Annotated in this window: 17 protein-coding genes and 1 riboswitch; of the genes, 11 read left to right on the top strand and 6 right to left on the bottom strand. The window is 60.7% G+C overall.

Annotated features, from left to right (window positions below):
- From U5G49_RS20345 to U5G49_RS20295, 11 genes are all read left to right on the top strand, one after another.
- Nucleotides 1-858 carry an ABC transporter permease gene (locus U5G49_RS20345; protein WP_028734232.1) on the top strand — a complete coding sequence of 286 codons (858 nt, stop codon included), beginning with the start codon at nt 1-3 and terminating at the stop codon, nt 856-858.
- Nucleotides 859-862: 4 nt separating this feature from the next.
- Nucleotides 863-1,897 (top strand): ABC transporter ATP-binding protein, encoded by a 1,035-nt coding sequence (locus U5G49_RS20340; protein WP_032998539.1) that lies wholly within the window; start codon nt 863-865, stop codon nt 1,895-1,897.
- Entirely contained in the window at nt 1,894-2,784 is an 891-nt protein-coding gene (locus tag U5G49_RS20335) for an ABC transporter ATP-binding protein (protein ID WP_018448167.1), read from the top strand. The genes U5G49_RS20340 and U5G49_RS20335 overlap by 4 nt, the downstream gene beginning before the upstream one ends.
- A 106-nt stretch (nt 2,785-2,890) precedes the next feature.
- Nucleotides 2,891-5,107: a primosomal protein N' gene (locus U5G49_RS20330; protein ID WP_065276372.1), complete on the top strand. Its 2,217-nt coding sequence runs from the start codon at nt 2,891-2,893 to the stop codon at nt 5,105-5,107.
- Nucleotides 5,108-5,176: 69 nt separating this feature from the next.
- On the top strand, nt 5,177-5,566 hold the full coding sequence (locus U5G49_RS20325) for an AGROH133_08824 family phage infection protein (RefSeq protein ID WP_018243858.1): 390 nt from the start codon (nt 5,177-5,179) through the stop codon (nt 5,564-5,566).
- 255 nt (nt 5,567-5,821) lie between these two features.
- Nucleotides 5,822-6,388, top strand: a complete 567-nt coding sequence (locus U5G49_RS20320; RefSeq protein WP_028734235.1) for a F0F1 ATP synthase subunit delta — start codon at nt 5,822-5,824, stop codon at nt 6,386-6,388.
- Nucleotides 6,388-7,917, top strand: a complete 1,530-nt coding sequence (atpA, locus tag U5G49_RS20315) for a F0F1 ATP synthase subunit alpha (RefSeq protein WP_028734236.1) — start codon at nt 6,388-6,390, stop codon at nt 7,915-7,917. The genes U5G49_RS20320 and atpA overlap by 1 nt, the downstream gene beginning before the upstream one ends.
- A 28-nt stretch (nt 7,918-7,945) precedes the next feature.
- Nucleotides 7,946-8,830 carry a F0F1 ATP synthase subunit gamma gene (locus tag U5G49_RS20310; RefSeq protein ID WP_113543708.1) on the top strand — a complete coding sequence of 295 codons (885 nt, stop codon included), beginning with the start codon at nt 7,946-7,948 and terminating at the stop codon, nt 8,828-8,830.
- Between the two features lie 23 nt (nt 8,831-8,853).
- The gene (gene atpD, locus U5G49_RS20305) at nt 8,854-10,290 is read left to right on the top strand and encodes a F0F1 ATP synthase subunit beta (RefSeq protein WP_018243854.1); all 1,437 of its coding nucleotides are present in this window, start codon (nt 8,854-8,856) and stop codon (nt 10,288-10,290) included.
- Entirely contained in the window at nt 10,290-10,529 is a 240-nt protein-coding gene (locus U5G49_RS20300; RefSeq protein WP_018243853.1) for a hypothetical protein, read from the top strand. The genes atpD and U5G49_RS20300 overlap by 1 nt, the downstream gene beginning before the upstream one ends.
- Nucleotides 10,529-10,936, top strand: coding sequence for a F0F1 ATP synthase subunit epsilon (locus U5G49_RS20295; RefSeq protein WP_018243852.1), 408 nt, complete (start codon nt 10,529-10,531; stop codon nt 10,934-10,936). The genes U5G49_RS20300 and U5G49_RS20295 overlap by 1 nt, the downstream gene beginning before the upstream one ends.
- A 149-nt stretch (nt 10,937-11,085) precedes the next feature.
- Here the strand turns inward: U5G49_RS20295 and U5G49_RS20290 are convergent, their stop codons facing one another.
- From U5G49_RS20290 to U5G49_RS20265, 6 genes are all read right to left on the bottom strand, one after another.
- Nucleotides 11,086-11,823: a sugar transferase gene (locus U5G49_RS20290; protein WP_018243851.1), complete on the bottom strand. Its 738-nt coding sequence runs from the start codon at nt 11,821-11,823 to the stop codon at nt 11,086-11,088.
- Nucleotides 11,824-11,990: 167 nt separating this feature from the next.
- On the bottom strand, nt 11,991-13,211 hold the full coding sequence (locus U5G49_RS20285; protein ID WP_193444634.1) for an acyltransferase family protein: 1,221 nt from the start codon (nt 13,209-13,211) through the stop codon (nt 11,991-11,993).
- Nucleotides 13,212-13,392: 181 nt separating this feature from the next.
- Nucleotides 13,393-14,403 (bottom strand): ABC transporter substrate-binding protein, encoded by a 1,011-nt coding sequence (locus U5G49_RS20280; RefSeq protein ID WP_193444635.1) that lies wholly within the window; start codon nt 14,401-14,403, stop codon nt 13,393-13,395.
- Between the two features lie 68 nt (nt 14,404-14,471).
- Nucleotides 14,472-15,284: an ABC transporter ATP-binding protein gene (locus tag U5G49_RS20275; protein WP_018243848.1), complete on the bottom strand. Its 813-nt coding sequence runs from the start codon at nt 15,282-15,284 to the stop codon at nt 14,472-14,474.
- A complete protein-coding gene (locus U5G49_RS20270; protein ID WP_018243847.1) occupies nt 15,281-16,087 on the bottom strand; it encodes an ABC transporter permease in 807 nt (268 codons plus the stop codon). The genes U5G49_RS20275 and U5G49_RS20270 overlap by 4 nt, the downstream gene beginning before the upstream one ends.
- Nucleotides 16,088-16,099: 12 nt before the next feature.
- Nucleotides 16,100-16,708 (bottom strand): YkoF family thiamine/hydroxymethylpyrimidine-binding protein, encoded by a 609-nt coding sequence (locus tag U5G49_RS20265; RefSeq protein ID WP_193444636.1) that lies wholly within the window; start codon nt 16,706-16,708, stop codon nt 16,100-16,102.
- A riboswitch (TPP riboswitch) is annotated at nt 16,699-16,812 on the bottom strand. It overlaps the preceding gene by 10 nt.
- Between the last annotated feature and the right edge of the window lie 62 nt (nt 16,813-16,874).

The raw sequence follows: 16,874 nt of genomic DNA, 5'->3' as shown, positions 1-16,874 counted from the left end.
ATGTTCAAAGTCCTCAGAGACCTGCTGCGCTACAACAAGGAGTTCCTGCTCGGTACCATCCTGATCTCTATCATCCTGGCGCTGATCGCGGCATCGTTCTTCTCGCCCTATGACGAGAATGCCATCTATGTCGTCGCGCCCGACATGCCGCCTTCGGCCGAATTCTGGCTCGGCACCACCTCGCGTGGCCAGGAGGTTTTCTGGCAGATCGCCGCCTCGATGCGCAATACGCTGTTCTTCGGCATCATCGTCGCCTTCGTCAGCCGCATCATCGCCATCGCCGTCGGACTGATCTCCGGCTATATCGGTGGGCGAACCGACCAGATCATCATGGCGGTCAACGATACGCTCGGCGCCCTGCCGAATATTCCGATCCTGCTGCTTCTGGTCTTCGTGCTTCGCGACCAGATGACGTGGTTCATGCTGGCGATCACCGCGGCGCTGCTCGGATGGACGCATGACAGCCGCCTGATCCGTTCCGTCGCCCTGTCTCTCCGCCACCGGGAATTTACCCGGCACGCGGTCTTCTCGGGCATGCGGACACGACAGATCCTCATCCGCGAGCATCTGCCCTATGTCATGCCGATCGTCTTCTTCACGACCATGAACAATCTGATCTGGGCGATCGGCCTCGAGGTGACGCTCTCGGTGCTTGGATTTTCCGACATCAACCGGCCGACGATCGGCGGCATGATCTACTGGGCCAATGCGCATTCCGCGATGGTATCGGGCGTATGGTGGTGGGTCGCCTTTCCGATGCTCTTCGTCGTCATCCTGTTCCTTGGCCTGTTCATGCTCGCCATGTCGGTGAACGAATATATCGACCCGCGCTCGCGCCTGGCCCGCATGGGAGCTTGAGGAGATGCAGAACCTGATGAGGACGCAGCCTTTGACCCTTGCCGAAAACGCCAAGGATGCACTGACGATCGACGGGCTTAAATGTTATTACGTCAATGATTATTTCGGCGTGCGGCGGGAGATCCGCGCAGTCGACGATATCAGCCTGACCATCCGCAGGAACGAGATCTACGGCATTGCCGGCGAATCCTCGAGCGGCAAGACATCGCTGATCAAGACGCTTGCCGGCGCCATCCGCCCGCCGATGCGCGTCGTCGGCGGAACGGTGAAATTCAATTTTGCCGACGGGCCGATCGATGTCTATGCTGAACCGAGCAAGATGAAGGCGGCACGCTGGCGCCACCTTTCCTACATCATGCAAGGCTCGATGAACGTGCTGAACCCGGTCAGAAGGGTCAAACACGCCTTCACCGATTTCGCTTCCCGCCACATGAACCTCGATCCAGATGCCTTCCGCGCCCGCGTCGAGGCGCATCTTGCCCGCCTGCATCTCGATCCGCATGTGCTCGAGGCCTTTCCGCACCAGCTTTCGGGCGGCATGCGCCAGCGCCTGACGATCGCTCTCGCCACTGTCTGCGAGCCGGAATTCATCATCGCCGACGAGCCGACGACTGCGCTTGACGTGCTCGTCCAGCAGGACGTGCTGGCGCTGATCAAGGAAGTGCAGATGCGCCTGCAGTCCTCGGTCATCTTCGTGACCCACGACATGTCGGTGCATGCGGCCATCACCGACCGGCTGGCCATCATGTATGCGGGACGGCTGGCGGAAGAGGGGCCGACGCAGGCGATCTTCGACAATCCCCAGCATCCCTACACCGTTCACCTGATCGGCAGCCTGCCACGCATCGGTGATGTCTCGACGCGAAAGAGCCTCAGGGGCAAGCCGCCGGCACTCTCGGATCCGCCTTCGGGATGCCGGTTCCATCCGCGCTGTCCGATCGCGATCGACAAATGCGCACGTGAGGTGCCGGCCATGCTGCCGAGCGCGACCGGAGGGCGGGTCGCGTGCTTCCGTGCCGGGGAGTACCAGATTCAATGAGCAGCCATTTCCTTCTCGAACTCGACCACGTCACCAAGCTCTTTCCGATCGGCGGTTTCTTCTCGCGCGAAAAGATGAAAGCGGTCGACGATGTCAGCTTTGCCCTCGCCGCCGACAAGCCCGAGATCTTCACGATCGTCGGCGAATCCGGCTCCGGCAAGTCGACACTGGCAAAGATGATTCTCGGTAACGAAAAGGTCGATCGGGGCAGCATCCGCTTCGACGGCGCCGATGTGAAGGCGGTGCGTTCCCGTAGGGATCGTGAGGCTTTCATGGCCAAGGTTCAGCCGGTCTTTCAAAATCCGTTCGAGGCCTTCAATCCGCTGACCCGGATCGACGAGTATCTGCTGGCCACCGCCCATCGCTTCAAGGGCGCGAAGAGCCGGGCCGAGAAAGAGGCGCTTGCCGACGTTGCCCTTCAACGTGTCGGCCTGTCGATGGCGGAGATAAAAGGTCGTTTCTCGCATGAGCTTTCAGGCGGCCAATTGCAGCGCATCGCCGTCGCCCGCGCCCTGATCCCTGAGCCGAAGCTGATCGTGGCGGACGAGCCGGTCTCGATGGTCGACGCATCGCTGCGGATGTCGATCGTCAATCTCTTTCGGGATCTGCGCGACGCGCTCAACGTTTCGATCGTCTACATCACCCATGATCTTGCGACCGCCTATTATATTTCCGACCGCGTGGTGATCATGCGCAAGGGCGTGGTGGTGGAGAGCGGAGATGCCAGGGATGTGCTGGAACATCCGAAACACGCCTATTCGATCGCGTTGAAGAACGCCGTCCTGCCGCCCAATCCTCGCGAGGCGTCGGCGATCATTCGCCTGCGGCAGCGCAATGGCAAGGCAAATGAAGCCTATTCCGGCGATGGCGACCGCCTTGCCAGGTGAAGCTCAATTTCTGAGCTTCACTCTTTAAATCACCGCGGCGACTCGCAGTACGTGGCTCCGTCTTTGCGGTTCCAATTCCATCGATTTGCGGGCATGGTCTCGCGCGATGAGCACAGATTCGTCCGATCTCTTTGGCGCGCTTTTCGAGGCACCGCCCGCGAACCGAACGGTTCCGGTGCTGGTGCCGATGCCGGCGCCCAAACCCTATTCCTATTCGGTGCCGGATGGCATGGCGGTCGAGCCCGGCTCGGTCGTGCAGGTGCCGCTCGGGCCGCGGCAGGTGATCGGCGTCGTCTGGGACGGCGGCGAAGACGGCGTCGATCCGAAGAAGCTTCGGCCGATCAGCCATGTCTTCGACTGCCCGCCGCTTTCCAGGGAGATGCGGGATTTCATCGATTGGGTGGCGACCTATACGCTCTCGCCGCCTGGGCTCGTTGCTCGCATGGCGCTGAGGGCGCCGAACGCCTTCGAGCCGGAACCGATGGTGGAGGGGTTGAAGCTCGTCGGCGGCGAACCGGAACGGATGACGCCGGCGCGCGCCCGGGTGCTCGATACCGCCTCCGACGGCTTTTCCTGGACACGCAGCGGTCTTGCCCATGCGGCGGGCGTCTCGACGAGCGTCGTCGACGGACTGATCACGCTCGGCATTTTTGAGGCGATATTCCTGCCGCCGCCGCCGGTTGTGGCGATGCCCGATCCGGATTTTGCCGCCGCACGTCTCGAAGGGCCGCAGAAGGAGGCAGCCGAAGAGATCGTTACCGACGTCCGCAAGGGCGAATTTTCGGTGTCGCTGATCGACGGGGTGACCGGCTCCGGCAAGACCGAGGTTTATTTCGAGGCGATTGCCGAGACGCTGAAACGTGGCAAGCAGGTGCTGATCCTGCTGCCGGAGATCGCGCTGACGGCCAGTTTCATGGAGCGCTTCCAGGACCGCTTCGGGGCAAAGCCGGCCGAATGGCATTCCGATCTTGCGCCGCGCATGCGCGAAAAGGTCTGGCGCCAGGCGGTGACCGGCGAAGTGCGGGTGGTGGCGGGCGCGCGCTCGGCACTCTTCCTGCCCTTCGAGGATCTCGGCCTGATCATCGTCGACGAGGAGCACGATCCCGCTTACAAGCAGGAGGATCGCGTCTTTTACAATGCTCGCGATATGGCTGTGGTGCGCGGCCGAATCGGCGATTTCCCCGTCATCCTGGTGTCGGCGACGCCGTCGGTCGAAAGCCAGGTCAACGGGCAGAGCGGACGCTACAGCACCGTCCACCTGCCGACGCGTTTCGGCGATGCGGCGATGCCGGACCTGCATCTGGTCGATATGCGCAGGCATGCGCCGGAGCGTGGCGGCTTCCTGTCGCCGGTGCTGATCCGGGCGATCGGCAAGACGGTGGAGAAGCGCGAACAGGCGTTGCTCTTTCTCAACCGACGCGGTTATGCGCCGTTGACGCTTTGCCGGGTCTGCGGCCATCGGTTCCAATGCCCGCAATGTTCGAGCTGGCTGGTGGAGCATCGTTTCCGCAAGCAGCTGCAATGCCACCAATGCGGCCATGCCGAGCGCACGCCGGAAGCCTGCCCGGAATGCGGCACGCTCGACCATCTCGTTGCCTGCGGGCCAGGAGTCGAGCGCATCGCCGAAGAGGTGGAACGGCATTTCCCGGAGGCGCGAACGATCGTTCTCTCCTCGGATATTATGGGTGGGGTGAAGCGGCTGCGGCTGGAGCTGGAAGCGATCGCCAAGGGCGAGGCGGATATCGTCATCGGCACCCAGCTTGTCGCCAAGGGGCATAATTTTCCGCTGATGACGCTGGTCGGCATCGTCGATGCCGATCTCGGCCTTGCCAATGGCGACCCCCGCGCGGCCGAGCGCACCTTCCAGCTTTTGTCGCAGGTGACCGGCCGGGCCGGGCGCACCGGCCTCAAGAGCCATGGGCTGCTGCAGACCTATCAGCCGCAGCATCCTGTCATGCAGGCGATCGTATCAGGTGATTCCGACGCCTTCTACGAGCGCGAGATCAGCGAACGCGAACGCGCCGTGCTGCCGCCCTTCGGCAGGCTTGCGTCGATCATCGTTTCTGCCGAAACCCGCCATGATGCTGAAAACCATGCGCGCGGCATGCGCAACGCCGCACCGCAGGTGTCGGGTATCTCGGTGCTCGGCCCGGCCGAAGCGCCGCTCGCGCTGGTACGCGGCCGTCATCGCTTCCGCCTCCTGGTGCACGGCCGGCGGAACTCGGACATGCAGGGGTTCCTGCGGGCGATGCTGTCGCAGTCACCCAAGGAGCGCGGATCGGTGCAGGTGCAGCTGGATATCGATCCGCAGAGTTTTCTCTAGACGCCATTTCCTCCTTTTTCGGCCCATGCCATAAAACACTGATTCATCCGGGTGATTTGGGGCTGACGCATGGAGTTTTATTTTCCGACCGAGCTTGGCGAGCAGCTTGCTTTTTGCTCTGCCGCTTTCACGGCGCTTGCCGGCTTCATCATGATGTTCGCGCCGGGGCAGACTTTCCGTCTTCTCGGTCTGCAGGCGCAGGAGGGGCGGCCGGAAGGTTTCGGCGAGGGACGCTCGATGGGCGGTTTCTATCTCGGTTTCGGCCTGTCGGCGATCCTGCTCGCCCAGGACTGGATCTACATGGCGCTCGGCGCCTCTTTCGCGATGGCTGCCTTTGCCCGTATCATCTCGATCCTGTCCGATAAGGGGAGTAATCTCGTCAACTATTTACTCCTGGTTGTGCAGATTGCTTTGGCCGCGCTACCGCTGCTCTACGTTTTCGGCTTCATCCAGACGTGACTCTCTCTGCCGGCAGACGGCATTTCTGGCCTCCTTCCAGGCCATTGCGCAATTTTGCGAACAGAAAATCATATGAAAGGCATATTCGGGCGTTACGCGTGTTGCGAGTCCGTACATCCTATGTTAGACGGACCCCGAATTTCGGAAGAAGCAAGAGGCTTCTCTTGTGATTTCTGGGGGAAATCAAAACGAATTCAAGATCATAGGTTCGGCGCCCGCCGAGAGCCGGATTTTGGGTTGAAATCAGGGAAATTTGTGCCAGTGGCAGACACGTCCCAGCTTACTTCTGGTGTTGCCGAGCGCTATGCCTCGTCGCTTTTCGAACTGGCGCTCGAGCAGGGCGCCGTCGACAGCGTAACCGCCGATCTTGACCATTTCCAGACGATGCTGGATGAGAGCGCCGACCTGAAGCGCTTCGTCGCAAGCCCGGTTTTCTCCGCCGAAGACCAGTTGAAGGCGATCGTCGCCATCAGCGAGAAGGCCGGCATCAGCGGTTTCTTCGCCAATTTCCTGAAGGTCGTGGCGCGCAACCGCCGCCTGTTCGCCCTGCCGGGCATGATCAAGGCCTTCCGCATCATCGCCGCGAAACATCGCGGTGAAATTTCCGCCGAGGTCACCTCGGCGCATGCGCTTTCGAAAGCGCAGGAAACCGAATTGAAGGTGGCACTCAAGAGCGTTACCGGCAAAGACGTGACGATTGCCGTCACGGTTGATCCGTCAATTCTTGGTGGTCTGATCGTGAAGGTCGGGTCCCGTCAGATTGATACGTCTCTTCGTACCAAACTCTCTACCCTTAAGCTCGCATTGAAAGAGGTTGGCTGATGGATATCCGCGCCGCGGAAATTTCCGCAATTCTCAAAGACCAGATCAAAAATTTCGGCAAAGAGGCAGAAGTCTCGGAAGTCGGCCAGGTTCTCTCCGTCGGTGACGGTATCGCTCGTGTCTATGGTCTGGACAATGTCCAGGCCGGTGAAATGGTCGAGTTCCCGGGCGGCATCCGTGGCATGGCGCTGAACCTCGAATCCGACAATGTCGGCGTCGTCATCTTCGGCGCTGACCGTGACATCAAGGAAGGCGACACCGTCAAGCGGACCGGCGCCATCGTCGACGTTCCGGTCGGACCTGAATTGCTCGGCCGCGTCGTCGACGCGCTCGGCAATCCGATCGACGGCAAAGGCCCGATCAATGCGACGCGCCGCTCGCGCGTCGACATCAAGGCTCCCGGCATCATCCCCCGCAAGTCGGTTCATGAACCGATGTCGACTGGCCTTAAGGCCATCGATGCGCTGATCCCGGTCGGCCGCGGCCAGCGCGAACTCGTCATCGGCGACCGCCAGACCGGCAAGACCGCGATCCTTCTCGATGCCTTCCTCAACCAGAAGGCCATTCACGACAACGGTCCGGAAGGTGAGAAGCTTTACTGCGTCTACGTCGCCATCGGCCAGAAGCGTTCGACTGTCGCGCAGTTCGTCAAGGTGCTCGAAGAGCGCGGCGCTCTGAAATATTCGATCATCGTTGCCGCCACCGCTTCCGATCCGGCGCCGATGCAGTTCCTGGCTCCGTTTGCCGGCTGCACCATGGGCGAATATTTCCGTGATAACGGCATGCATGCGCTGATCGGTTACGACGATCTGTCCAAGCAGGCCGTATCCTACCGTCAGATGTCGCTGCTGCTGCGCCGCCCGCCGGGTCGCGAAGCCTATCCGGGCGACGTTTTCTACCTGCATTCGCGCCTGCTCGAGCGCGCTGCGAAGATGAATGACGACATGGGCGCCGGTTCGCTGACCGCTCTGCCGGTTATCGAGACGCAGGGCAACGACGTTTCGGCCTTCATTCCGACCAATGTGATTTCGATCACCGACGGCCAGATCTTCCTTGAAACGGATCTGTTCTATCAGGGTATCCGTCCTGCCGTGAACGTTGGTCTGTCGGTTTCCCGCGTTGGATCGTCGGCGCAGATCAAGGCGATGAAACAGGTTGCCGGCTCGATCAAGGGCGAACTCGCGCAGTATCGCGAAATGGCTGCCTTCGCCCAGTTCGGTTCGGACCTCGACGCTGCGACGCAGCGCCTGCTGAACCGTGGCGCACGCCTGACCGAACTCTTGAAGCAGTCGCAGTTCTCGCCGCTGAAGACGGAGGAACAGGTCGCGGTGATCTTCGCGGGCGTCAACGGCTATCTCGACAAGCTGCCGGTTGCTTCGGTCGGCAAGTTCGAGCAGGGTCTCCTCTCATATCTGCGTTCGGAGGGCACCGCCATCCTCGACGCGATCCGCACGGAAAAGGCAATCAGCGATGATACCAGGGGCAAGCTTACCGCTGCTCTCGATAGCTTCGCAAAGTCTTTCTCGTAATCGGGCCCTAAGTTAGGACGGATCACGGATGCCTTCACTTAAGGATCTGAAAAACCGGATCGCCTCCGTCAAGGCGACGCAGAAGATCACCAAGGCGATGAAAATGGTCGCCGCGGCGAAGCTTCGGCGTGCGCAGGAGGCGGCCGAGGCCGCCCGGCCTTATTCGCAGCGCATGGGTGCGGTTCTGGCGAACATCGCCAAGGCCGTCACCGATGCGGATGGCGCGCCGACGCTGATGACCGGTACAGGCAGGGACCAGGTTCACCTGCTGGTGGTCTGCACAGCCGAACGCGGTCTTTGCGGTGGCTTCAATTCGCAAATCGCACGCTTTGCGCGCGAGCATGTCCGCAAGCTGCTTGCCGAGGGCAAGACGGTGAAGATCTTTACCGTCGGCAAGAAGGGTTATGACATCCTTCGCCGCGAATATGCTTCTCTGATCATCGAGCGCAAGGAATTGCGCGACGTCAAGCGAATCGGTTTCGAGAATGCGGACCAGATCGGCAAGCGCGTCATCCAGATGTACGAGGCCGGTGAATTTGACGTCTGCACGCTGTTCTATTCCGAATTCAAGTCGGTGATCAGCCAGATTCCAACAGCGCAGCAGCTCATCCCGGCTTCGACGGGCGGAGTACAGAGCGAAGATGCCGCGCATGCAGGCGCCGTCTACGAATATGAGCCGGATCCGGCATCGATCCTCGAAGATCTGATCCCGCGCAATATCTCGGTCCAGGTCTTCCGTGCGCTCCTCGAGAACGTTGCCGGCGAGATGGGTGCGAAGATGAGCGCGATGGATAATGCGACGCGTAACGCCGGTGAGATGATCAACAAGCTGACGCTGAGCTACAACCGCCAGCGTCAGGCGCAGATCACCAAGGAACTCATTGAAATCATTTCGGGCGCGGAAGCGCTCTGAGGCTAGGAAAAGAGGGTCAGAAAATGGCTGAGGCAGCTACCCCCAAGACAGGCTCTGTCGGCAGAGTCACACAGGTTATCGGCGCCGTCGTCGACGTTGCTTTCGAAGGCGAACTGCCGAAGATCCTGAACGCGCTGGAAACCAGCAACAACGGCAATCGCCTCGTTCTCGAAATTGCGCAGCACCTTGGCGAAAACGTCGTTCGTACCATCGCGATGGACTCGACCGACGGTCTCGTGCGCGGCCAGGAAGTCACCGACACGGGCTCTCCGATCATGGTTCCCGTCGGCAATGAGACGCTCGGCCGCATCATGAACGTCATCGGTGAGCCGGTCGACGAAGCAGGTCCGCTGGTTACCGCCCACAAGCGCTCCATCCACCAGGATGCGCCGACCTATGTCGAGCAGTCGACGGAGGCGCAGATCCTCGTCACCGGCATCAAGGTCGTCGACCTTCTCGCCCCCTATGCACGCGGCGGCAAGATCGGCCTCTTCGGTGGCGCCGGCGTCGGCAAGACCGTCTTGATCATGGAACTGATCAACAACGTCGCCAAGGCGCATGGTGGTTACTCGGTTTTTGCGGGCGTCGGTGAACGCACCCGCGAAGGCAACGACCTTTACCATGAAATGATCGAATCGAACGTCAACAAGCACGGTGGTGGCGAAGGCTCGAAGGCTGCGCTGGTTTACGGCCAGATGAACGAGCCGCCGGGTGCGCGCGCGCGCGTTGCTCTGACCGGCCTGACGGTCGCTGAACACTTCCGTGACCAGGGCCAGGACGTGTTGTTCTTCGTCGACAACATCTTCCGCTTCACGCAGGCAGGTTCCGAAGTGTCGGCTCTGCTCGGCCGCATCCCGTCGGCCGTCGGCTATCAGCCGACGCTCGCAACCGACATGGGCCAGATGCAGGAGCGCATCACGACGACAACCACCGGCTCGATCACCTCGGTCCAGGCCATTTACGTTCCGGCCGACGACTTGACTGACCCGGCGCCGGCAACTTCGTTCGCTCACTTGGACGCAACGACGGTTCTGTCGCGCTCGATCGCTGAAAAGGGTATCTACCCGGCCGTCGATCCGCTCGACTCCACGTCGCGCATGCTCGACCCGTTGGTCGTCGGCGAAGAGCATTACGAAGTCGCCCGTAAGGTCCAGTCGACGCTGCAGCGTTACAAGGCCCTCCAGGACATCATTGCGATCCTTGGCATGGATGAACTGTCCGAAGAAGACAAGGTTGCCGTCGCCCGCGCCCGCAAGATCGAGCGCTTCCTGTCGCAGCCGTTCTTCGTCGCCGAAGTTTTCACCGGATCGCCGGGCAAACTGGTTGCTCTTGAAGACACGATCAAGGGCTTCAAGGGCCTCGTCAACGGCGAATATGATCACTTGCCGGAGGCCGCCTTCTACATGGTCGGCTCTATGGACGAAGCTGTCGAGAAGGCCAAGAAGCTCGTAGCTGCTTGATGAGCGACGCGCTAGACGAAATATTCTGCTGCGACTCTCTGAGGGGGGTCGTGGCGGATCTTCCGGAACCAGCTGCTCCCACCGTCTATCGCGCCGATAATGGCGTGCTGATGATGGTGGTAGGTCTTGTCCAGAGCGAGGAAGGCCTCGGTTATCTCGATCAAGCGATACTGCACTGCCCGTTCTGCGGGACAAAATTGCAAGATGCAAAAGCCATAGCCGAGAAGGTAAGTCACTGATGGCTGACAATTTCAACTTTGAGCTCGTTTCACCGGAGCGCCTGCTGCTGTCGGAGATGGTGACTGAGGTCGTCATTCCTGCGACCGAAGGCGAAATGACGGTCATGGCAAACCATGCTCCGACGATGACGACGATCAAGCCTGGTGTCGTAAGCGTGCGATTCGCCTCCGGTAAGAAACAGGACTATGTGGTGTTCGGCGGTTTTGCTGATATCCTGCCGACCGGCTGTACATTGCTTGCTGAATCTGCAGTTCCGGTCGAAGAACTCCAAAAGGACGAGCTGACCCGCCGCATCGAGGCCGCCCGTAGGGAACTCGAACATGCCGAGTTGCACGAGCATAAGTCGAAGCTCGAGCACTTCATCATGGAAATGACGCATCTGAGCGGTATCGTTCAACAGGACTGATCGCAATCGACTATGACGATGAAAGGCGGCTGTAACAGCCGCCTTTTTTGTGTCCGTTCCATCTCTTAGGGGGCGGAAGACAGCGCCACTGGTGGCTTGAAATGAACAAGCGGTGGATATCGCCGCTTTTGCAACGCGCAAAGTTCATCTCAGAAGCCTGTACCGCCGCGCAGCTCGATGACGACCGTCCTGAGCAGTATCTTCAGGTCGAGCAGCAGGCTGAAATTCCTGACATAATAGATATCGCAAGCGATGCGGGCGCGGGCTTGCAGCGATCGCGCCGTCGGGCCCCGCCAACCGCGTGTCTGCGCAAGACCGGTGATGCCGGGGCGCATGATGTGGCGTTGATGGTAGTCCGGCACCAGTTCTTCGTAGAGCTTGCCGGCTGCCCGCATGTTGATGGCGTGGCAGCGCGGGCCGACCAGCGACATCTCGCCCCTGAGGACGTTGAAAAGCTGCGGCAGCTCGTCGATATTGGTCTTGCGGAGCACCGCGCCGATGCTTGTCACCCGGCTGTCGCCCTTGACGGTCTGTTGAACGCCGCTCGGATCACAAGCTTCGGCGCGCATCGACCGGAACTTGAAGACCGTGATCTTCCGGCCGTTCAGCCCCCAGCGGATCTGGCGGAAAAACACCGGACCGCCATCGTCGAGTTTGATGAAAAGAGCGATGGCCAGAAAAAGCGGCGCCAGCACGAGGAGGGCGCTGACTGAGGCGACGATGTCGATCAACCGCTTCATGGCCAGCCGCAACGCCATTTTTCTTTCTACAGGGGAAAAGCTATCCGGCTGGCGAATGTTGGAGTTCGCTATAACCAGGGTCTTGGTTTTGTCCTGACGCTGAGACGGATCGAAGCGTGAATTCGTCTTCGAAGTAAAAGCATTCATTACGCAAGGTCCACAAGTTTAGATGCGATACTGAACAGCAGTGAGACAGATACATGGTCACGTATCGTTTGTCATCGGTATAAATATGAATTTGATAACCCTAAAGACGCCAAAAATGGGAGTATTTCGCGTTAACCTTAATGCCTGTAGTTGCACTTATGGGGAATTTATACTTTGAAAGGAGTAGCCCGATTGGGTAGGCGAGATGTCAGCCGGTTGCCGAAATCGATCGCCGGTTTTTCCAGCAGGAAGTAGCTGAGGCTCGCGACCAGAAGGATGAGCGCCGCCGCCAGCCCACAAGATTGCAGCCAGCCGGCGACGACATTTTCCGAGGAAAAGCCAAACGAGCCCGGGTCGAGTCTCTGGATCAATATCAGGATGATCTCCTGCCAGATATAGATGCCGAAGGAGATCTTTGCGATGTAGCGGACAGGAGCGTTGTCGAACAGCCTGCCCAGGAGTTGCGAATGGCTGAGCGAAACGAGCGCCGTTGCGACCGCCAGCGGAAAGACCGGAAAACCGTAGGGGATTTCGAGCCAGCCGTAAGCCTCGTCGGAGCCGCCGGGCGATATGACGAGGCGGTAGCCGGCAACCGCGATCGCCAGGAGCGATACAACATCGAACCAGGAGGCGCGCCTTGTTGGGAGCATGACCTCGACGCTCGCGGCAAGCGCGCCGAGCGCGAAGACGGCAAAGAAGCCGATCGGATTATATCTCGGCATCCACTCCTTCGCGCCGCCCTGCAGGCCGTACTGCCAGCCGCGTCCGATGTCGTCGAGCGGAAATAAGGCCAGAATCAGCACATGGGCGAGAAGTACGGCTGCGATGACGCAAAGCCAGGCGAAGCGGGCAAGCAACGGGCGCCGCCTCAGGAGGGGCAAACGAAATAGCAGGAGAAAGCAGATCGGCAGGAGCACATAGCTGGTGACCTCGAAGGCAATCGACCAGAGCGGCCCGTCGGCTTCGACAGGAAACAAGGTACGCCAATGCCACTGGCTCATGAACAGCAGCCCGGAGACGTAGCGGAGCACAAGCTCCGGCGTCAGCGGCAGGGCAAGCAGCGTCAGGCTGAGAGCGAAGCCGATGGTGGCGGCGAACCAGAAGCCCGGAGCGATGCGCGCCGCCCTGCGGATCGCGTAATGGCGGAGGCTCGGCATGGCGCTACCGGCGTCGAGCGCGCGCCAGAAGGGATGGGCAAGAAGAAAGCCGCTGAGCACGAAGAAGATGGCGACGCCGAAATTGCCGAAGCGGAGGATATGTGCGGTCGGTCCGAGTTCGTCAGGGATTCTGCGCATATCCAGCCGCAGCGCGAAGTGGTGGGCGAGCACCAGCAGACAGGCCGTCGCGCGCAGAAAGTCCGCTCCGGCCAGTCTCTCCTGTTGTCGCATCCTGCCTCTCCACCTTGCCCAGAGCATCATGCCGAAAAGTGTGAGCGGCTTTCGAAGGACATCATGTTCCACTTCTTTGATGTAGATACGGATTCAGCTCTTAGGCCGGATCGGCCCAAGATCTGAATCCGTGTCTGCTATTTTGCAGTGGAAAGCCGCGACGGGCAAGGCAGGGGTGGGCTCAGTCGAGAAGTTCGTTGGTATAATAGGTGGAAAAGTCCGGCTTCTCCTTGAGTGCGGCGCCATTCGCATCGACCAGAATGCCACTCTCCATCAGGAATCCGCCGAGGGCCTCGGCCTTTGCCGGGTCGAGCGCACCAATCACGCCGGCCTCGGATTTCAGGAAGTGCCCCTCGATCAATGCCTTTTGAGAAGCCTTTACCAGTTCCGTGTTCATCAGTGCGCCGTTGCTTCCAGAGATCAGCAGCTCGCAGGCTTCGTCGGGATGGTCGACGGAGTAGGCATAACCCTTTCGTGTCGCTTGGATGAAGGCGCGAGCGTGTTCCCGACTTGCGGAGAGATAGGCGTCGCTGGAGACGATGACCGTCGTCTGCTCGTCGGGAATGCCATAATCGGAATAGTGGAAGCGGCCGATCTTCCGGTTTTCCAGTTCGGCGGCGATGCCTTCCCAGGTGTAGATCTCCAGCGTGAAATCGATCGAGCCATTGTCCAGCGCCTCGTAGGCGGAGGTGCCGAGAGTGACGGTCTTGACGTCGCCCTTGCCGCCGTCATTGCGGATCATCGCGGAGATCAGCGCGCTCTCCCAGGTGCCGCCAAAGCCGCCATAGGTCTTGCCGTCGAGGTCTTTCGGGCTCTTGATGTCGTCGCGTCCGCCCTTGAAGATCAGGCGTGCGGTTTCTGTCTGGACGACGCCGTAGACCATCTTCACGTCACCGCCGCCAGCGCGCTGCGTGAGGGTCTCGATCTCGCTGCTGATGCCGAAATCGGCGACGCCGTTGGACACCAGCGTTCCGGCGCTGGTGTCGGTGAAGGGAAGAATCTCGACATCGAGCCCGGCATCGGCATAGAAGCCCTTCGCCTTGGCGACATAGATGCCGATATGGTTGGTGTTGGGTGTCCAGTCGAGCGCGATGCGAACCTTTGCGGGCGCCGATTGGGCGAGGGCGGTACGGCCGGCGAGGCTTGCCGCGATGGCGGCGAAGATCGTCTGGCGACGGGTGAGAAGCAGCATGGTGACCTCCTCAGGTCTCTAGAGCATGATGCCGAAAAGTGTGAGCGGTTTTCGGACGACATCATGCTCTAACTCTTTAAATCAGAACAGGATTCAGATTTGAGGCCGACCGGCCTAAAATCATCCTGTTCTAGCGGATGAAGCAGGGTTTGCAGGATTTCGGTTTCGATCGCCTGGGCCGCCGGCGAGCCGAGATCGGCAATGCTTCTCGGGCGGGGCAGGGGAACGCGGAATTCGCGGATGATACGCGCCGGACGGGCCGAAAGCACGTAGATCCGGTCGGAGAGGAACACGGCCTCGCGAACATCGTGGGTGATCAGCAGCGCCGTCCAACGGTGTTCGGTCCACATGCCCTGCAGCCATTCCTGGATCTGCGTGCGCGTCAGCGCGTCCAGCGCGCCGAAAGGCTCGTCGAGCAGCAGCATGTCCTGGGTCTGGACGACGGTGCGCAGCAGCGCGGCGCGCTGGCGCATGCCGCCTGACAGTTCGGAGGGATAATGGTGTTCGAAGCCGGCAAGGCCGAAGCTCTCGAACAGCGGCGCGACGGCGGCGCGGGCCGCGCGGCGGCTCATGCCTTTCACCTCGAGACCGAGTGCCGCATTGTCGATGATCCGGCGCCAGGGCATCAGCGCATCGCGTTGCGGCATGAAGGCGAAGGAATGCGGCGCCTGTTCCAGCGGCACGCCCTTAAAAAGCATGGTGCCGGCATCGGGGCGCAGTGCCTGGGTCAGCAGTCGCAGCACCGTCGATTTTCCGGAGCCGGAGGGGCCGACGATCGAAACGAACTCGCCGTCTGCGACGGCGAGCGAAATATCGCCCAGCACCTTCATGCCGTCGAAGGACTTCGAGATACTGTGCAGTTCAACCATTGCATCGCTCATCGGCGCCGCTCCGCGGTTGGCTGCCAGGGCATGACGAGGCGCTGGATCAATAGCGTCGCTCCGAAGAGGCAGAGTGTCAGAACGGCGCTGATGACGACGGCGGCGAGCACGAGATCGGGACGGAAATTGTTCTTGGCGTTGAGGATATAGATGCCGAGGCCGCGGGCGGCGCCGGCATATTCGGCAAAGATCGCGCCGACGACGGCGTAGGTGATCGAGATTCTGAGGCCGGCGAAGAAATAGGGCAACGAGGAGGGAAGCCGTGCCAGGCGGAAAATGCGCCAGCGGCTCGCCTTCATCGAATTCAGCAATTCGGCGATGTCGCGGTCGGTCGATTCATAGCCCTGCAGCAAGGCGACGAGCAGCGGGAAGAAGGTGACGAGCGCCACCAGCAGGATCTTCGGCAACAGGCCGAAGCCGAACCAGAGGACGACGAGGGGCGCGATCGCCACCAGCGGCAGGGTCTGGCTGGCGATGAAGATCGGCAGCAATGCCCGGCGCATAAAGGGCACGAAATCCATGAGGATCGAGGCGGCGAAGGCGAAGGCCAGCGACAGCGCGAAACCTCCGAGTGTCGCGCCGAGCGTCGGCCAGGTGTTTGATATCAGCGCCTCGCGGTTCAGCCAGCCCTGGATGACGATGCGCGAAGGCGCCGGCAGGATGGAAGGTTTGATACCGGAAAGATCGACATAGAGTTCCCATGCCGCCAAAAAGACGCAGCCGGCCAGCAAGGCGGGTATGCCCCGGTAGAGAGCGGCGCGGAGCGCGGCAAGGCGCGAAGCCGATGGTTGTGGCAGTGTCATCAGCGTTCGATTTCAGGCTTTCGTCGGGCTATTGGCAGACGCCGTGATGTCGAGGGTAACATGTCCCTCGGGGTCGCCGAAGCGATAGAAGGCCTCACGAATGGTTGCGAAGACGGCACCGGCATCGCCAGAAAGCCTGGTGCAGAAATTCTTGGCACGGTCGAAGGTGCCGGAGCGCTTCAGGAAGTCGATGCAGCCATAAATCTCGTCCATATGGGTACCGGTTCCCATGACGTAGAGCGAGAATTGCGCAGCGGTCGGCTGGCCGGTCTCGGTGGTGGTTTCAACGGCGGCAAGTGCGGCTGTTATACGCTCGGCAAGCGGCTCCGCCTGACCGAGGGAAGGATTGACGCCGCAGATGACGTCGTCGGGCTCGCCGGGGCAGCCACGTGAAACGGCGGCGGACAGGACGCAATGCTCGCCGGTCTTCGCAGCGGCAACGAATAGATCGTGCATGGGGGCGAAGAGAATGTCAGGCGGGCCGACCAGCAGCGTGGAGATGTCATCGGTCTCGATGCGCAGCCGGTCGCGATAGGGGTCGAGCGCCTTGACGGCATCAAGAATGATGCCGACGAAATTGCCGGACATCGGATAGAGTGACACCTGTGCGCCTGAGAACATCTGAACCTCGCTCCGCTGGCATTACCCAGATCAGCTTTGAAGGGTCCAGAGGCTTGCACCTCACATCTCAGCCCCGGCGATACGGAGCTCCCCTGTTATTTGCGCGGAAACTATCACCGGGGTTTCCTCCCCGCAACAGCAAAATTGCGAACCCGTCCGCGCGGTC

It is taken from the genome of Rhizobium indigoferae (genome assembly GCF_034554815.1).
GTDB classification, from domain to species: Bacteria; Pseudomonadota; Alphaproteobacteria; order Rhizobiales; family Rhizobiaceae; genus Rhizobium; species Rhizobium leguminosarum.
The sequence above is the reverse complement of the archived record's forward strand: the minus strand, read 5'-3'. Positions and strand labels throughout refer to the sequence as shown.

Bases quoted from the DNA above. Each gene is read 5' to 3' on its own strand.
- U5G49_RS20345 (WP_028734232.1), top strand. From the start codon at position 1: ATGTTCAAAGTCCTCAGAGACCTGCTGCGCTACAACAAGGAGTTCCTG.
- U5G49_RS20340 (WP_032998539.1), top strand. From the start codon at position 863: ATGCAGAACCTGATGAGGACGCAGCCTTTGACCCTTGCCGAAAACGCC.
- U5G49_RS20335 (WP_018448167.1), top strand. From the start codon at position 1,894: ATGAGCAGCCATTTCCTTCTCGAACTCGACCACGTCACCAAGCTCTTT.
- U5G49_RS20330 (WP_065276372.1), top strand. From the start codon at position 2,891: ATGAGCACAGATTCGTCCGATCTCTTTGGCGCGCTTTTCGAGGCACCG.
- U5G49_RS20325 (WP_018243858.1), top strand. From the start codon at position 5,177: ATGGAGTTTTATTTTCCGACCGAGCTTGGCGAGCAGCTTGCTTTTTGC.
- atpA (WP_028734236.1), top strand. From the start codon at position 6,388: ATGGATATCCGCGCCGCGGAAATTTCCGCAATTCTCAAAGACCAGATC.
- U5G49_RS20310 (WP_113543708.1), top strand. From the start codon at position 7,946: ATGCCTTCACTTAAGGATCTGAAAAACCGGATCGCCTCCGTCAAGGCG.
- atpD (WP_018243854.1), top strand. From the start codon at position 8,854: ATGGCTGAGGCAGCTACCCCCAAGACAGGCTCTGTCGGCAGAGTCACA.
- U5G49_RS20300 (WP_018243853.1), top strand. From the start codon at position 10,290: ATGAGCGACGCGCTAGACGAAATATTCTGCTGCGACTCTCTGAGGGGG.
- U5G49_RS20295 (WP_018243852.1), top strand. From the start codon at position 10,529: ATGGCTGACAATTTCAACTTTGAGCTCGTTTCACCGGAGCGCCTGCTG.
- U5G49_RS20290 (WP_018243851.1), bottom strand. From the start codon at position 11,823: ATGAATGCTTTTACTTCGAAGACGAATTCACGCTTCGATCCGTCTCAG.
- U5G49_RS20285 (WP_193444634.1), bottom strand. From the start codon at position 13,211: ATGCGACAACAGGAGAGACTGGCCGGAGCGGACTTTCTGCGCGCGACG.
- U5G49_RS20280 (WP_193444635.1), bottom strand. From the start codon at position 14,403: ATGCTGCTTCTCACCCGTCGCCAGACGATCTTCGCCGCCATCGCGGCA.
- U5G49_RS20275 (WP_018243848.1), bottom strand. From the start codon at position 15,284: ATGAGCGATGCAATGGTTGAACTGCACAGTATCTCGAAGTCCTTCGAC.
- U5G49_RS20270 (WP_018243847.1), bottom strand. From the start codon at position 16,087: ATGACACTGCCACAACCATCGGCTTCGCGCCTTGCCGCGCTCCGCGCC.
- U5G49_RS20265 (WP_193444636.1), bottom strand. From the start codon at position 16,708: ATGTTCTCAGGCGCACAGGTGTCACTCTATCCGATGTCCGGCAATTTC.